Source organism: Winogradskyella marina (genome assembly GCF_015645385.1).
In the GTDB taxonomy this organism is placed as follows: Bacteria; Bacteroidota; Bacteroidia; order Flavobacteriales; family Flavobacteriaceae; genus Winogradskyella; species Winogradskyella marina.
On the sequence record NZ_JADOET010000014.1, the window covers coordinates 47209 to 61076 of the forward strand.

General features: G+C 33.3%; 12 protein-coding genes. 6 read left to right on the top strand and 6 right to left on the bottom strand.

The annotated features are described in order from the left end of the window. Nucleotides 1-27 precede the first annotated feature (27 nt). Nucleotides 28-300 (bottom strand): DUF4834 family protein, encoded by a 273-nt coding sequence (locus ITJ86_RS14165; protein WP_195872308.1) that lies wholly within the window; start codon nt 298-300, stop codon nt 28-30. A gap of 133 nt (nt 301-433) precedes the next feature. Here ITJ86_RS14165 and ITJ86_RS14170 point away from each other — a divergent pair, with 133 nt between their 5' ends. Both ITJ86_RS14170 and ITJ86_RS14175 read left to right on the top strand, forming a co-directional pair. Then, complete coding sequence (locus tag ITJ86_RS14170; protein WP_195872309.1) at nt 434-1396, top strand: transporter; 963 nt, start codon at nt 434-436, stop codon at nt 1394-1396. A gap of 20 nt (nt 1397-1416) precedes the next feature. Next, a complete protein-coding gene (locus tag ITJ86_RS14175) occupies nt 1417-2538 on the top strand; it encodes a GNAT family N-acetyltransferase (RefSeq protein ID WP_195872310.1) in 1122 nt (373 codons plus the stop codon). A 94-nt stretch (nt 2539-2632) separates the two neighbouring features. On the opposite strand, the gene ITJ86_RS14180 is transcribed toward ITJ86_RS14175, so the two are convergent. The 3 genes from ITJ86_RS14180 to ITJ86_RS14190 all read right to left on the bottom strand — a co-directional run bounded on the left by ITJ86_RS14180 (nt 2633) and on the right by ITJ86_RS14190 (nt 7306). After that, nucleotides 2633-3892: an aminotransferase class I/II-fold pyridoxal phosphate-dependent enzyme gene (locus ITJ86_RS14180; RefSeq protein ID WP_195872311.1), complete on the bottom strand. Its 1260-nt coding sequence runs from the start codon at nt 3890-3892 to the stop codon at nt 2633-2635. A 239-nt stretch (nt 3893-4131) separates the two neighbouring features. Beyond that, a complete protein-coding gene (locus ITJ86_RS14185) occupies nt 4132-5169 on the bottom strand; it encodes a PLP-dependent cysteine synthase family protein (protein WP_195872312.1) in 1038 nt (345 codons plus the stop codon). 73 nt (nt 5170-5242) lie between these two features. Beyond that, entirely contained in the window at nt 5243-7306 is a 2064-nt protein-coding gene (locus tag ITJ86_RS14190) for a S9 family peptidase (protein WP_195872313.1), read from the bottom strand. Between the two features lie 85 nt (nt 7307-7391). Between ITJ86_RS14190 and ITJ86_RS14195 the strand changes: the two genes are divergently transcribed. Then, a complete protein-coding gene (locus ITJ86_RS14195; protein ID WP_195872314.1) occupies nt 7392-7715 on the top strand; it encodes a YbaB/EbfC family nucleoid-associated protein in 324 nt (107 codons plus the stop codon). 489 nt (nt 7716-8204) lie between these two features. Here the strand turns inward: ITJ86_RS14195 and ITJ86_RS14200 are convergent, their stop codons facing one another. After that, entirely contained in the window at nt 8205-9221 is a 1017-nt protein-coding gene (locus ITJ86_RS14200; protein WP_195872315.1) for a threonine aldolase family protein, read from the bottom strand. Nucleotides 9222-9304: 83 nt separating this feature from the next. Continuing rightward, a complete protein-coding gene (locus tag ITJ86_RS14205; RefSeq protein ID WP_195872316.1) occupies nt 9305-11701 on the bottom strand; it encodes a zinc-dependent metalloprotease in 2397 nt (798 codons plus the stop codon). Between the two features lie 103 nt (nt 11702-11804). Between ITJ86_RS14205 and prfB the strand changes: the two genes are divergently transcribed. The 3 genes from prfB (at nt 11805) to ITJ86_RS14220 (ending at nt 13770) form a co-directional block, all read left to right on the top strand. Beyond that, nucleotides 11805-12909, top strand: a protein-coding gene (prfB, locus tag ITJ86_RS14210; RefSeq protein WP_195872317.1) for a peptide chain release factor 2 whose coding sequence is annotated in 2 segments (ribosomal slippage) — nt 11805-11867 and nt 11869-12909 — 1104 coding nt in all. Because the reading frame shifts where the segments join, the coding sequence is not laid out codon by codon here. Between the two features lie 44 nt (nt 12910-12953). Continuing rightward, a complete protein-coding gene (gene arsC / locus ITJ86_RS14215) occupies nt 12954-13295 on the top strand; it encodes an arsenate reductase (glutaredoxin) (protein WP_195872318.1) in 342 nt (113 codons plus the stop codon). Between the two features lie 10 nt (nt 13296-13305). Further along, nucleotides 13306-13770 (top strand): hypothetical protein, encoded by a 465-nt coding sequence (locus tag ITJ86_RS14220; RefSeq protein ID WP_195872319.1) that lies wholly within the window; start codon nt 13306-13308, stop codon nt 13768-13770. The last annotated feature ends 98 nt before the right edge of the window (nt 13771-13868 follow it).

Below are 13868 nucleotides of genomic sequence, written 5' to 3' on the forward strand. Positions count from 1 at the left end.
AGTTCTGTAATAATGACAAGAATTGAACTAGTCAATTTCTTCGTAATCCACGTACTCTCCAACTTTATCGTTAGATTTTTTGTTTTGATTAGGCATTTTATCGATTACTGTTTCGCCTTCCTTTTGCTTTTGCTGTTGGCTTTGTTGATTTGGGTTTTGAAATCCTCCAAATTGTCCGCCAAATTTTTCTTCTGCTTTCTTAGCCACAAAACGCATCAATAAAGGTGCAAAAAGACGTGCTAATATCTTAAAGCCAAAGTAAACTAATAAAATTATTAAAATAGTTCTCAGTAATCCCATGATAAACATAATATAATTATCAAAAATACGATTATACTCATTTATAATCCGATTAAATTCCTTAAAAAAACTATAAAATATCTATATTTGAATTCAATCTACAATAGACCGAATGGTTTTAAATCCGTAAATAATGCGAATACTCAAATCAACACTTACGTTAATTATTGCTTTCAGTTTTACTTCTGCGTTCGCTCAGTATACCGAAGTAATTAATTCTAATCGACCTGGAGTCTCTAAAAGTGCTTTTTCTGTTGGAACGGGAATTGTACAGTTTGAGGCTGGAGCTTTTACTGTTAAAGAAGAGCATGCCTTGGCAAATTATGAAGTATCAGGATTTGGTCTCGATTTTGGTTTAAGGTATGGTTTGTTTTTTGAGCAGTTAGAATTATCCTTAGATGGCGTATATCAAAATGACAATATCACTTATAATAGTGCTGCAATTCCTGTTGAAGATAAGCGCTCTAATTTTAAAAATTTCACATTAGGTGCTAAGTACTTGGTTTATGATCCGTATAAAAATGCGGCTGAAGCTAAACCAAACCTTTACAGTTTTCACGCTAACAATAAGTTTAGTTGGAAATCTTTAATTCCTGCTGTTTCCGTTTATGCTGGAGCAAATTTTGATACTAAAAACAATCCATACACAGCTCCTGACATTGAAGGATTTAGCCCTAAAATTATGGTTGCAACCCAAAACAACTTTAATGGTGGATGGGTTTTTGTAATGAATTTAATAAAAGACAGAATTGGAACAGATCAATCTGATTTTCAATACATTTTCACTCTAACACATTCATTTACACCACAATGGGTTGTTTTTGGAGAAACACAAGGAATTAAAAGTGACTTTTATGCTGATAATATTTTTAGAGTTGGTGGAGCATATCTTTGGTCTAAAAATTTTCAATTAGACGCTAATATTGCGTTTAACACTAAAGACACACCAACAGTTTTAAATATTGCCTTCGGAGCTTCTTATCGCTTAGACTTTCACAAGGACAAAGAAATAGACAATGGCAATGGAAATGATGGTAATTTTAAGAAACAGAAAAAGCAGAAAAAAGAAAAGAAATCCGATGATTTCAATTTCTAATCTATAGCCTTCCTAACTACATGATAACAATTAAAGAAGCCACAACAAAAAAGGACTTAAAAGCATTTGTTCGATTTCCTTTTAAATTATATAAAGACTCTAAATACTGGGTTCCTCCTATAATTAAACAAGAATTAGAAACGTTTAATAAAGAAAAAAATCCCATATTTAAAGATGCTGAAGCCCGCTTTTTCCTCGCCTATAAAAATGAAGAAATCGTTGGTAGAATTTCTGCAATTATAAATTGGCTTGAAGTTGATAAACAAGGTATAAAAAAAATGCGTTTTGGGTGGTTTGATTTTATAGACGACTTAGAGGTTAGCCAGGCTTTATTAAAAACTGTTGAAGACATAGGAAAAGAAAATCAGCTCGAATTTGTAGAAGGCCCTGTTGGCTTTTCTAATTTAGATAAGGTTGGCGTAATGACTGAAGGTTTTGAGCATTTATCGACTATGATTACATGGTATAATCACGCCTATTACATTAAACATTATGAAACTTATGGCTTCAAGATTGAAAAAGAATATTCTGAAAGTGAGTTTCCGTTTAAGAATGTAAAACCCGAGTTTTTTAAGAAAGCACAAGAACTTATAAAGCGTCGTTATAAAATAAAAGCATTAAAATTTACTAAAACAGAGGAAGTAATGCCTTATGCAGACCGCATGTTTGATTTATTTAATGAAAGTTATTCTTCTTTATCCTCGTTTGTTGAAATCACTGATATTCAAAAAGAATATTTTAAAAAGAAATTTATCAGTTTTGTAAATCCCGAATATATAAAGTTTGTTGTGGATGAAAACGACAAGTTAATAGGGTTTGCCGTTGTGATGCCAGGATTCGCAAAAGCGCTACAAAAAGCAAATGGCAAATTATTTCCAATGGGATTTTCTCACATTCTGAAAGCTAAGAAACATAGTAAGGATGTGATTTTCTATTTAATAGGAATTCATCCAGATTACCAAAACAAAGGCGTTCATGCAGTAATCTTTAACGAGTATTACGAAACATTTAAAGAAAAAGGAATACAAACCTGCTATAGAACACCAGAACTTGAAGACAATGTAGCGATTAAACAAATCTGGAAACATTTTGACCCTAAGGTTTATGCCCGACGAAAAACATTGCGAAAAGAATTACTTTAGACTTTAGACTTTAGACTTTAGACTTTAGAAAATAAAAAAAACGGTCATTACAATGTAAGTAATGACCGTTTTTTTATTTTATGACGTGAATTAATTACTCACCCATTGCTGCAACTAATGCTGCAGACATTCTTTTATATGTTCCGTTAACTAATCGTTCTCTAATAGCATCAAAAGCATCTAAAGTTTCGCTTACATCTTCTAACGTGTGCGTTGCTGTAGGAATCATTCTTAATAAAATTAAACCTTTAGGTATCACAGGATAAACTACTATAGAACAGAATATTCCGTAATTTTCACGTAAGTCTCTAACTAAAGCCATAGCTTCAGGAATACTTCCTTTTAAATATACAGGTGTTACACAACTTTGTGTTGTCCCAATATCAAAACCACGTTCTTTTAAACCTGATTGTAATGCATTAACTATAGTCCAAAGATTAGCTTTAAGTTCTGGCATTGAACGTAACATATCTAAACGTTTTAATGCACCAACAACGAGTTGCATTTGTAACGATTTAGCGAACATTTGAGAACGCAAGTTATATTTTAAATAATCTATAATTTCTTTATCAGCTGCAATAAATGCACCTGTACTTGCCATAGATTTAGCGAAGGTTGCGAAATACACATCGATATCATCTTGAACACCTTGCTCCTCACCTGCACCAGATCCTGTAGCACCAAGTGTACCAAATCCGTGAGCATCATCTACAAAAAATCTAAAGTTGAATTTTTTCTTTAGTTCAACAATTTCTTTTAAACGACCTTGCTCACCACGCATTCCAAAAACACCTTCAGAAATCACTAAGATTCCACCTCCTGTTTGCTCTGCCATTTTTGTAGCACGCTCAAGGTTTTTCTCTAAACTTACAATGTCGTTATGCTTATAGGTAAAACGTTTTCCCATATGCAAGCGCACACCATCAATAATACAAGCGTGTGCATCAACATCATAAACAATAATATCATCTTTAGCTACCAAAGCGTCAATAGTAGACACCATACCTTGATACCCAAAATTCAAAAGATAAGCTGCCTCTTTATTCACAAAAGCAGCAAGCTCTTCTTGTAGTTGTTCGTGCAAATCTGTATGACCAGACATCATACGCGCACCCATTGGATACGCTGAACCATATGCAGCACCCGCTTCCGCATCTACTTTCCTCACTTCTGGGTGATTCGCCAATCCTAAATAGTCATTGATACTCCAAGTAATAACATCTTTACCCTGAAATTTCATCCTATTAGAAATCTGTCCTTCAAGCTTTGGAAATACGAAATAACCTTCTGCTTGATCTGCCCATTTTCCTAGTGGTCCTTTATCTTTATAAATCTTTGCAAATAAATCCTTCATGCACGCATACTTTGATATTAACGATTAATTCTATGTTTATTGAACATAAAATCAATGATTAATAATTGTTAATTTATCTAGTTAGTGTCTGCAAAATTAGGTAATAATATTATGAATGCATAATTTATTTAGTGAAGTATTCAGAAGTTATAAACCACTTTATTCAATTTATTTTACCTAAAAATTCTGCAAAAAAAAGCCTATTACAATTTTAGCAATAGGCATATGTTTTTTATAATTTATTTAATGTATTCAATTGTGGCTTGTACTGCACTTTTAGCATCAAAAAAGCCTTGATCTTCCATCCACTTATCGTTATAGACTTTACTCATATAACGCGAGCCATGATCTGGAAATATTACTACAATTTTATCCGTTGGCTTAAACTCACCTTCTTCTTTCAATTGTTTAATAGCTTGCATAGCTGCACCACTTGTGTACCCTACAAAAAGACCTTCTGTATTTGAAATCTCTCTTGCAGTGTGTGCACTTTCTTCATCTGTAACTTTTACAAACTTATCTATAGCATCAAAATCTGTAGCCGTAGGAATCAAATTTTTCCCTAGTCCTTCAATTCTGTATGGATAGATTTCTTTTTCATCAAACTCACGAGTTTCATGATATTTTTGTAACACAGAACCATAAGCATCGACTCCAATAACTTTTACGTTTGGGTTTTGCTCTTTTAGATATTTTGAGATTCCAGAAATAGTACCTCCTGTTCCACTACAAGCAACTAAGTGCGTAATCTCACCTTCTGTCTGCTCCCAAATTTCTGGACCAGTAGTGTGGTAATGAGCGTCAATATTTAATTGGTTAAAATACTGATTGATATAAATTGATCCGCTATTCTCTTCGTGTAAGCGTTTTGCAACTTCATAATATGAACGAGGGTCGTCTGCTTTTACATGTGCTGGACAAACATAGACCTTGGCTCCCATAGACTTTAACATGTCTATTTTATCTGGAGACGATTTAGAACTTACAGCCAAAATACATTCATAGCCTTTAATAGCACTTACCATTGCAATACTAAAACCAGTATTACCAGAAGTGGTTTCTATGATTGTATCTCCAGGTGATAAAATACCTTGGCGCTCCGCTTCTTCAATAATATGGAATGCAATTCTATCTTTTGAAGAATGACCAGGATTAAATGCTTCTACTTTAGCATAAAAATCACCATCAAAGTCAGCAGTCAGTTTATTTAATTTGATAAGTGGTGTATTACCTATAAGCTGTAATACATTATCAAACACATTTTTGTTTTGCTTCATAAAAAATATTTTTCAGTAACCTATTAAATTATTAGACACCTAAAACCTCGCAAAAGTAACATTTTTTTTTTAATTAGCTCGAAATCCCTTCCAAATCAAGTAGAAAAGCAAACTCTTCCGCATCTTCCTTTAAGCTTTCAAAACGTCCAGACGCACCACCATGACCAGCATCCATGTTAGTTTTTAAATATAATTTATTAGAATCAGTTTTCATTTCTCTGAGTTTCGCAACCCACTTAGCAGGTTCCCAATACTGCACTTGCGAATCGTGAAGGCCAGTTGTTATTAACATATTAGGATAATCTTTGGCTTCAACATTATCGTACGGAGAATAGGATTTAATATAATCATAATAGAGTTTATCATTTGGGTTTCCCCATTCGTCATATTCTCCTGTGGTTAATGGTATAGAATCGTCTAACATTGTGGTAATGACATCTACAAAAGGGACTGCAGCAATGATTCCATTATATAATTCTGGTGCATTATTAATTATAGCTCCCATTAACAAACCACCTGCACTTCCGCCCATAGCATACAAATGTTGAGACGATGTATAACGCTCTTTTATTAAATGAACAGAGCAGGCTATAAAATCCGAAAACGTATTTTTCTTGTGTAATAATTTTCCATTTTCGTACCAATCGCGTCCTAAATATTCTCCTCCTCTAATATGCGTAATCACATAAATAAACCCACGATCTAATAAACTCAATCGTATCGTCGAAAAATAAGGATCAACCGTAGAGCCATAACTTCCATAAGCATATTGCAGTAACGGGTTTGTGCCGTCTTTTTTAATACCTTTTTTATACACTACAGACATTGGGATTTTAGTGCCATCTTCTGCAGTTGCCCAAATACGTTCTGAGGTATAATTCTCTTTTTTGAATTTTCCACCTAAAACATCTTGTTCTTTTAAAACCGTTTTTGTTTTGGTGCGCATATTAAAATCTATAACCGAAGTTGGTGTGGTGAGCGCGTTGTAACCATAGCGCAATGTTTCGGTATCAAATTCTACATTAATACTTGTAAAACAGGTATAGGTTTCATTGTCGAACGGTAAATAGTAATCCTCACTACCATCCCAACGTTTAACCCTAATTTCATTTAAGCCATTTTTACGTTCGCTAACCACCAGGTAGTCTTTAAAAATATCGATCCCTTCTACCAACACATCATTTCTATGTGCTATGACTTCACTCCAATTTTCTAAGCCTGTTTCTGTTTCAGGCGTTTTCATTAATTTGAAATTGGTCGCTTTATCTTTATTGGTTAGGATATAAAAATGACTATCATAATGCGAAATACTATACTCTAACCCTCTAATTCTTGGTTGAAAGACTTTAAACCTACCTTCAGGATTATCAGCATTTAGAATATGGTATTCATTAGTTAAGGTGCTGTAACAGGCAATAATGAGATACTTTCTCGATTTCGATTTGTAAACCGCAACCCCAAATGTATCGTCACCTTCTTCAAAAACCAGTTCATCTTTAGAATTGTCTCCTAAGCGATGTTTATAAATTTGAAATGCCCTAAGGGTGACTTCATCTTTCTTCGTGTAAAACAACGTTTCATTGTCATTTGCCCAACTTGAAGATCCTGTAGTATTCAAGATACGGTCTACAGCAACCTCATTTGTTTCTAAATTCTTAACATGAATGGTATAATTACGTCGCCCTGTATTATCAATACCATAAGACACTAATTTATTATCTGGACTGATACTAATGCCTGCAAGTTTGAAATACGATTCACCTTCAGCCATTTCATTACAATCGAACAATAATTCTTCAGGATTATCTAAACTGTCTTTTTTTCGTGTGTAGATTGGATAATCTTTTCCTTTTTCGAATTTAGTAATGTACCAATAGCCATTATATTTATAAGGTACAGATGAATCATCTTCTTTGATTCTGGCTTTCATTTCTTCAAACAAATCCTTTTGAAAACCCTTTGTATGTGCCATTTCACTATCGCAATACTCATTTTCAGCTTTGAGGTAATCAATGACCTCAGGATGTTCTCTATCCTTCATCCAAAAATAATTATCAACTCTAATGTCTCCATGCATTTCTAATTGATGTGGTATCTTTTTGGCAATTGGTGGATTTAAAATTGAGTTTTTTGTCATCTGTTGTTAAGAAAATTTAATGAAGTTATTTAAAAAGTGACGCAATTTAGTAATTTTGTGTCTTAATAATTTAAAAGACAAGATTATGTTTGGAGATATGATGGGAATGATGGGCAAATTGAAAGAGTCTCAAAAAAAAGTTGAAGAAACTAAAGAGCGCTTACATACCGTTTTAATTGACGAAGCGAGCAATGACGATAAATTAAAAGTAACGATTACAGCTAATAGAACAATTAAATCTATTGCTATTTCTGATGAATTACTACAGGATAAAGACATGCTTGAAGATTACTTAATACTTACCCTTAACAAAGCGATCGAAAAAGCGACAAGTGTTCACGAAGCAGAAGTTGCCGCTGTAGCAAAAGAAGGCATGCCAAATATTCCTGGTTTAGACATGTTTAAATAATTTTTTAGTTCATTTTATGAATTAAAAACCAATAGCAATTAAAGCTACAACGTGACAAAACATTAATAATTATAGAAGTGAAGTTTTGCTTTAGCTCCAGAGGAGCGATATATTATTTGATCTTTTCTTAATATATCACTCCGCTGGAGTTCAAGGCTACTATCTATAACTTCGTTACTAACATAAAACTCCTCTAGAGTTTAAATCATCGAATCACATAGATATTAATTTACTTAAAACAATTTAGGTATTAAAGCTACAGCGTAGCAACATATTAATAATTACAAAAAAATTCTGGGTTTTGTTTAGCTCCAGAGGAGTGGTACAATGTTAAAATTTATGCTATAAGAAATATCACTCCGCTGGAGTTCAACGCACCATTAGTTATCCTTGTTATTAATATAAAACTCCTAAGTTTTTATCCATTATCAGCTATCGCTATATATTAATATAGAGCTACTAAAGTGTTTTGTTTTTAAATAATGATATTTAAATAGACTTTAATTCGCCTAGAAGTTTTTCATGCATTTGCTCCGTATAATCCAAATGCGTTACCATTCGTAATTTGTTACTTCCCATACCAATAATATGAATATTCTTTTCTTTTAATTTACTTAGGAATTGTGCTTCATCCACATCATCATTCAACTCAAAAATTACGATGTTGGTTTCAATAGGTTCTACTTTTTTAATTGTCGATAACTTAGTTAACACCTCCCCTATTTCTTTCGCTCGTTTATGATCTTCAGCTAAGCGCTCTATATTATGATCTAATGCATATAATCCGGCAGCAGCCAAATAACCTACTTGTCGCATATTACCACCAAAAAGCTTTCTTAAGCTCAAGGATTTTTTCATAATTTCCTCATCTCCAATTAACACGGAACCAACAGGACAACCCAAACCTTTGCTTAAACACACTGAAATGGTATCGAAAACGCCACCATATTGTAAAGTGGTTTCATTTTTAGCCACCAAAGCATTCCATAATCGTGCTCCATCTAAATGAAATCCTAAAGTATTGGTTTTACAAATCTTATTTATGTTTTCAATTTCTTGAAAATCCCAACACGCTCCACCTCCTTTATTTGTTGTGTTTTCAACTTCAACCAAACTCGCTTGACTGTAATAATAGTCTGTAGGATTTATAGACGCTTTTACTTGTTCTGCTGTAAACATGCCACGATCGCCATCTATCAATTTACATGACGCTCCACTATGAAAAGCCACACCTCCAACTTCATAGTTATAGATATGTGCATACTTATCGCAAATCACCTGTTCACCTGGATTGGTGTGTAATTTTATAGCGACTTGATTTGCCATACTTCCCGAAGGGAAAAACAACGCCTTTTGTTTACCAAACATTTTTGCTAATCGCTCTTCCAATTGATTAACGGTTGGGTCTTCTCTAAAAACATCGTCACCAACGTGTGCAGATTGCATAGCATCTAACATGCCTTTTGATGGTTTGGTAACGGTATCGCTTCTTAAGTCTATTATCATATTTATTTCCCTGAAATTGGGAATCTTTTTTAGTTAAACATTTTTCTCAATAGGTTTCAACTACGCTCAACCAGACATCAATATTAGTTATAATTACACAGATTACTTCCTATTGGAGAACCATCTGGAATTTTAGGAGAACTTTCTAGTTCAAATTTTTCTGGATGTTCGTAAAACTCTTTTATCATAAGATTATATTGATACTGAATAGCTTCAAATCCTAAGTTTTTCTTTGCTATATCTCGAATAGTTTTGTTTGCAATTGCCTTAACCTGAAAATAAGATTGACTATTTACTGCCAAATTCATTAAATACTTTAAAACGTTAACATTGATTTGTTGTTGAATTTCAACTAAATATGGATCTTTATGTGTTTTATCGAAAGAATTCTTTAAAACCTGACTTACAACATCTTCTAAACCCAACTGATTCTCATCTAAACTCTTCTGCAAAGTTAAGCGATTAGCACGTTGTGGATGCAATAAATATTTCAATGTCATATCACTAGCTGTATTTGCTGCACTCAAGGGATCAAAAGCAACTCCAGTTTTTCCTTTAAAAGATTCTCTCGAACGGTTATAACCAAAAGCTCGTGGTGGGAACAAACTTAACTTCTCTTTAGGGATTGCTAATGTTTCCGCTTCGATGGTTTTTATAACAGCATCTAAAGTCTGTTTTTGCATATTTACAGCTACTGACTTTGTTGTTAATTGATCATCATTTTTTACGGCATAATTATAGTCTAAGCCTCCAATAACTTTGGTTGCCGCTTCAACCTGAAAACGATGATAAAAATACAAAGGCACAAAGACATCTTCTAAAACAGAATAAGGTTCATATGACTTTATATTATCTACTGAAAAGTTCTTAATTGCTTGTTCTCTTAATTTTAAAACAGCATTTAATTCATCTTCAGGTGTTTTTCCATTATCCCACAGATGAGCTAAGGCATGTGCTCCTCCTGCTGCTCTAGCATCAGAGTCTGTAATAAAACGCAAACCATCATTTTGTGCTTGTTTTAGAATTTTATTTAATTCCTGCTGTTCGTCTTGTTTTTTATCAAATTCAGAATAACTGTAAGCAACTGTCACTTTATCCCAATCACCAAGTCCTGTTGCATAAGCATTACTAAAATCTATTTGTCCATCTGTCAGTGAAATCTGTGGATGTGGATAATCCATAACTGAAGCTCTATTATTAGTACTTGCTGCAAAATTATGAGCAAAGCCAATGGTGTGTCCAATTTCGTGAGCACTCAATTGCCTAATTCTTGCTAAAGCCAAATCTAACATTGGTTGGTAATTATCATCGCGTTTGGCAAATGGCTTATTCATTAAGGCTTGTGCAATCATAAAATCTTGTCGAATACGTAAACTTCCTAAACTTACATGACCTTTAATAATTTCACCAGTTCTTGGGTCTACAACACTTGCACCGTAACTCCAACCTCTTGTACTGCGATGAACCCATTGAATTACATTGTATCTACAATCCATAGGATCGGCTCCTTTTGGCAACATTTTTACTTGAAAAGCATCTTTGTATCCAATGGCCTCATAAGCCTCATTCCACCATTGTGCTCCATCTAATAAAGCAGAACGTACAGGTTCTGGAGTACCAGGATCTAGATAATAGATAATCGGTTCTTTAGCTTCACTCTTTTTAGATCTAGGATTTTTCTTTTCTAAACGATGTCGAATTATAAATCGTTTTGTAATATTATCTTGAATTGGTGTTGAATAATCCATATAAGACATTGAAATCGCTCCACTACGTGTATCAAAAACTCTAGGTTTGTAGTTATTATCTGGTAACTTAACAAAAGAATGATGCTGAACTACGCTGACCAATGAAGGCGTAGGAGTTACACTTTTTAAATTTTTACCAGTTGGATTTCCTTTGAAAGTAAGCAATGCTTCAAACTCAACATTCTCTGGGAATGCTTTTGTTCTTTCTAATGATAAAGCACTTTTTGAAGCATCCAATTTATAAGTTCCTTCTTTCTTTCTTTTTAATCTATTGGAAACTCCATGCGCATCTTCCAATAAAAACGGAGTAAAATCAATGATATAAACACCATTCTTTTTAGACAAAATTTTAAATCCAAATAATACAGACTTCGCAAAGGCCTGCTCTATACTCTTCTTTTCTTGTGTATTATTTGTATTTGCTCTATATTTTAAATTGGGCTGAATGAGTAATAATTTATTTCCTGCTTTTTCAAAGTAAACGACACGCTCATCACCTAATTGCCCTCTGTCCAAACCAATATCATTACTTCCAATTCCAGTTGCTAAGGAATTTACATAAAGAAATTCATCGTTAAGTTTTTCAACTTTAAGATAAATTTTATCGGTACTTTCTTCATAATAAAAGTCGAAATAACCGTCATAGCTTTTTAAGTCTTTCTTATCTAAAATTTGAGCTTGAAACTGAGAACTTATTAGAAAGATACCTAACAGGAAAAATATGTTTTTCATTGTAATTTATTTGAAACATAAAACTACAAAATTCCTAAAAAACCAATTCAAAATTATGGCACTTTAAATCCACTCCATATATTTGTATAAATTACTACATTATATGATAACATCAGATCAAATAAAAGATCTTAATTCCCGTCTAGACGTACTTAGGCAGTATCTTTGACTTAGATGCTAAGCTCATAGAAATCACTAACGAAGAAGAACAAACGTTCGACCCTAATTTTTGGAATGACTCTAAAGCTGCCGAATTGGTTATGAAATCCATTCGTGAGAAAAAGAGTTGGGTTAACGACTATAATGACGCAAAAGCACTTTTTGAAGACTTAGAAGTTATTTATGAATTCTACAAAGAAGACGAAGCTCCAATGGAAAATGTGGAAGCGCGTTTCGAAAAATCGGTTAATGCGATTGAAAAACTAGAATTTAAAAACATGCTTTCTGAAGAAGGCGATAGTTTAAGTGCCGTTTTACAAATTACAGCCGGAGCAGGTGGAACAGAATCTTGCGATTGGGCAAGCATGCTAATGCGTATGTATTTAATGTATGCTGAAAAAAGTGGCTACAAAGTAAAAGAACTCAACTTACAAGATGGAGACGTTGCTGGTATAAAAACGGTGACTATAGAAATTGAAGGTGATTATGCTTTTGGATGGTTAAAAGGCGAAAATGGTGTACATCGTTTGGTTCGTATTTCACCTTTTGATAGTAATGCCAAACGACATACAAGTTTTGCTTCAGTTTACGTGTATCCGTTGGTGGACGATTCTATTGAAGTAGATATCAATCCTGCTGATATTGAAATTACCACGGCACGATCAAGTGGTGCTGGTGGACAAAATGTAAATAAAGTTGAAACGAAAGTCCAGTTACGTCATAAACCATCTGGTATTCAAATTCAATGTTCAGAAACCCGTTCGCAACAAGATAACAGAACACGTGCCATGCAAATGCTAAAATCGCAATTGTATGAAATTGAACTACAAAAACGAATGGCACAACGTGAAGATATTGAAGCAGGAAAAATGAAGATTGAATGGGGAAGCCAAATTAGAAATTACGTTATGCATCCTTATAAATTAGTAAAAGATGTACGTTCTGCACACGAAACAGGAAATGTAGATGCTGTTATGGATGGCGATATTGAACCATTCCTAAAAGCCTATTTAATGATGATGGGGCAACAAGACGATTCGGCATTATAATTGTACTAAATAGTTACTAGTTATTGAACTAAATTTAACATAAAATGATTAAAATATACCACAACCCAAGATGTTCAAAATCGAGACAAGGGCTTTCTATTCTAGAAGAATCAGGTAAAGCATTTGAAACCATAAAGTATTTAGAAAATGATTTAACATCTGTTGAAATACAGGACATCCTAATCAAATTAGACATAAAACCCATAGATCTAATCCGAAAAAATGAAGCCATTTGGAAATCGGATTTTAAAGGAAAAGAGCTTACCGATAATGACCTTATTGCAGCGATGGTTAATCACCCAAAACTTATAGAACGTCCTATCGTAATTAATGGAGACAACGCTGTAATTGGAAGACCTCCAGAAGCTATCAAAGAAATTATATAAAACAATCGTTATGAAAAGTATCATTTTAGTAGTTTTCACCATACTCTTAACTTTAAATGTTAACGCACAACGTAGAAGTGGTAATATGAACAATATACCGCAAACCAATAGAGAACCAACTGAAGAAGAAATTGCAAAATACGAGCGCGAAGCGGAGGAGCGTAAAGAAGAGTATATCGCTAACTTCTTAACCACATTAGAAGCCGATGATTTTCAGAAACAAATAATTAAACTAACCATCAATAGTTTTCTCGAAGAAAAAATTGCTTTGTTAAAAACAAGATTTGAACATCATTTAGATCGAAATGCTGCCATTAAAAAACTAGAAGAATCTCACTTTGCAGAATTGAAAGAGCTTATTTCTGAAGATGATATGTCTAAAATAAAAGAGTTAATTAAAGGAGGTTTTAATGAAAAAGAAGTCTTAAAAGAAAAGAAGAAAAAACGGAAAAAGAAAAAGCGAAATAAGAATTAATTCTTAACAAAATTTACATTTTTTTAACAGATGTCTTTAACAAAAGATTAACCAATTCCAATTAAACTAAAGGTATTTTTGCGCGTCTAACTGACTAA

Excerpts from the sequence above, each read along its gene's own strand:
- ITJ86_RS14165 (WP_195872308.1), bottom strand. The coding sequence starts at position 300 with ATGGGATTACTGAGAACTATTTTAATAATTTTATTAGTTTACTTTGGC.
- ITJ86_RS14170 (WP_195872309.1), top strand. The coding sequence starts at position 434 with ATGCGAATACTCAAATCAACACTTACGTTAATTATTGCTTTCAGTTTT.
- ITJ86_RS14175 (WP_195872310.1), top strand. The coding sequence starts at position 1,417 with ATGATAACAATTAAAGAAGCCACAACAAAAAAGGACTTAAAAGCATTT.
- ITJ86_RS14180 (WP_195872311.1), bottom strand. The coding sequence starts at position 3,892 with ATGAAGGATTTATTTGCAAAGATTTATAAAGATAAAGGACCACTAGGA.
- ITJ86_RS14185 (WP_195872312.1), bottom strand. The coding sequence starts at position 5,169 with ATGAAGCAAAACAAAAATGTGTTTGATAATGTATTACAGCTTATAGGT.
- ITJ86_RS14190 (WP_195872313.1), bottom strand. The coding sequence starts at position 7,306 with ATGACAAAAAACTCAATTTTAAATCCACCAATTGCCAAAAAGATACCA.
- ITJ86_RS14195 (WP_195872314.1), top strand. The coding sequence starts at position 7,392 with ATGTTTGGAGATATGATGGGAATGATGGGCAAATTGAAAGAGTCTCAA.
- ITJ86_RS14200 (WP_195872315.1), bottom strand. The coding sequence starts at position 9,221 with ATGATAATAGACTTAAGAAGCGATACCGTTACCAAACCATCAAAAGGC.
- ITJ86_RS14205 (WP_195872316.1), bottom strand. The coding sequence starts at position 11,701 with ATGAAAAACATATTTTTCCTGTTAGGTATCTTTCTAATAAGTTCTCAG.
- arsC (WP_195872318.1), top strand. The coding sequence starts at position 12,954 with ATGATTAAAATATACCACAACCCAAGATGTTCAAAATCGAGACAAGGG.
- ITJ86_RS14220 (WP_195872319.1), top strand. The coding sequence starts at position 13,306 with ATGAAAAGTATCATTTTAGTAGTTTTCACCATACTCTTAACTTTAAAT.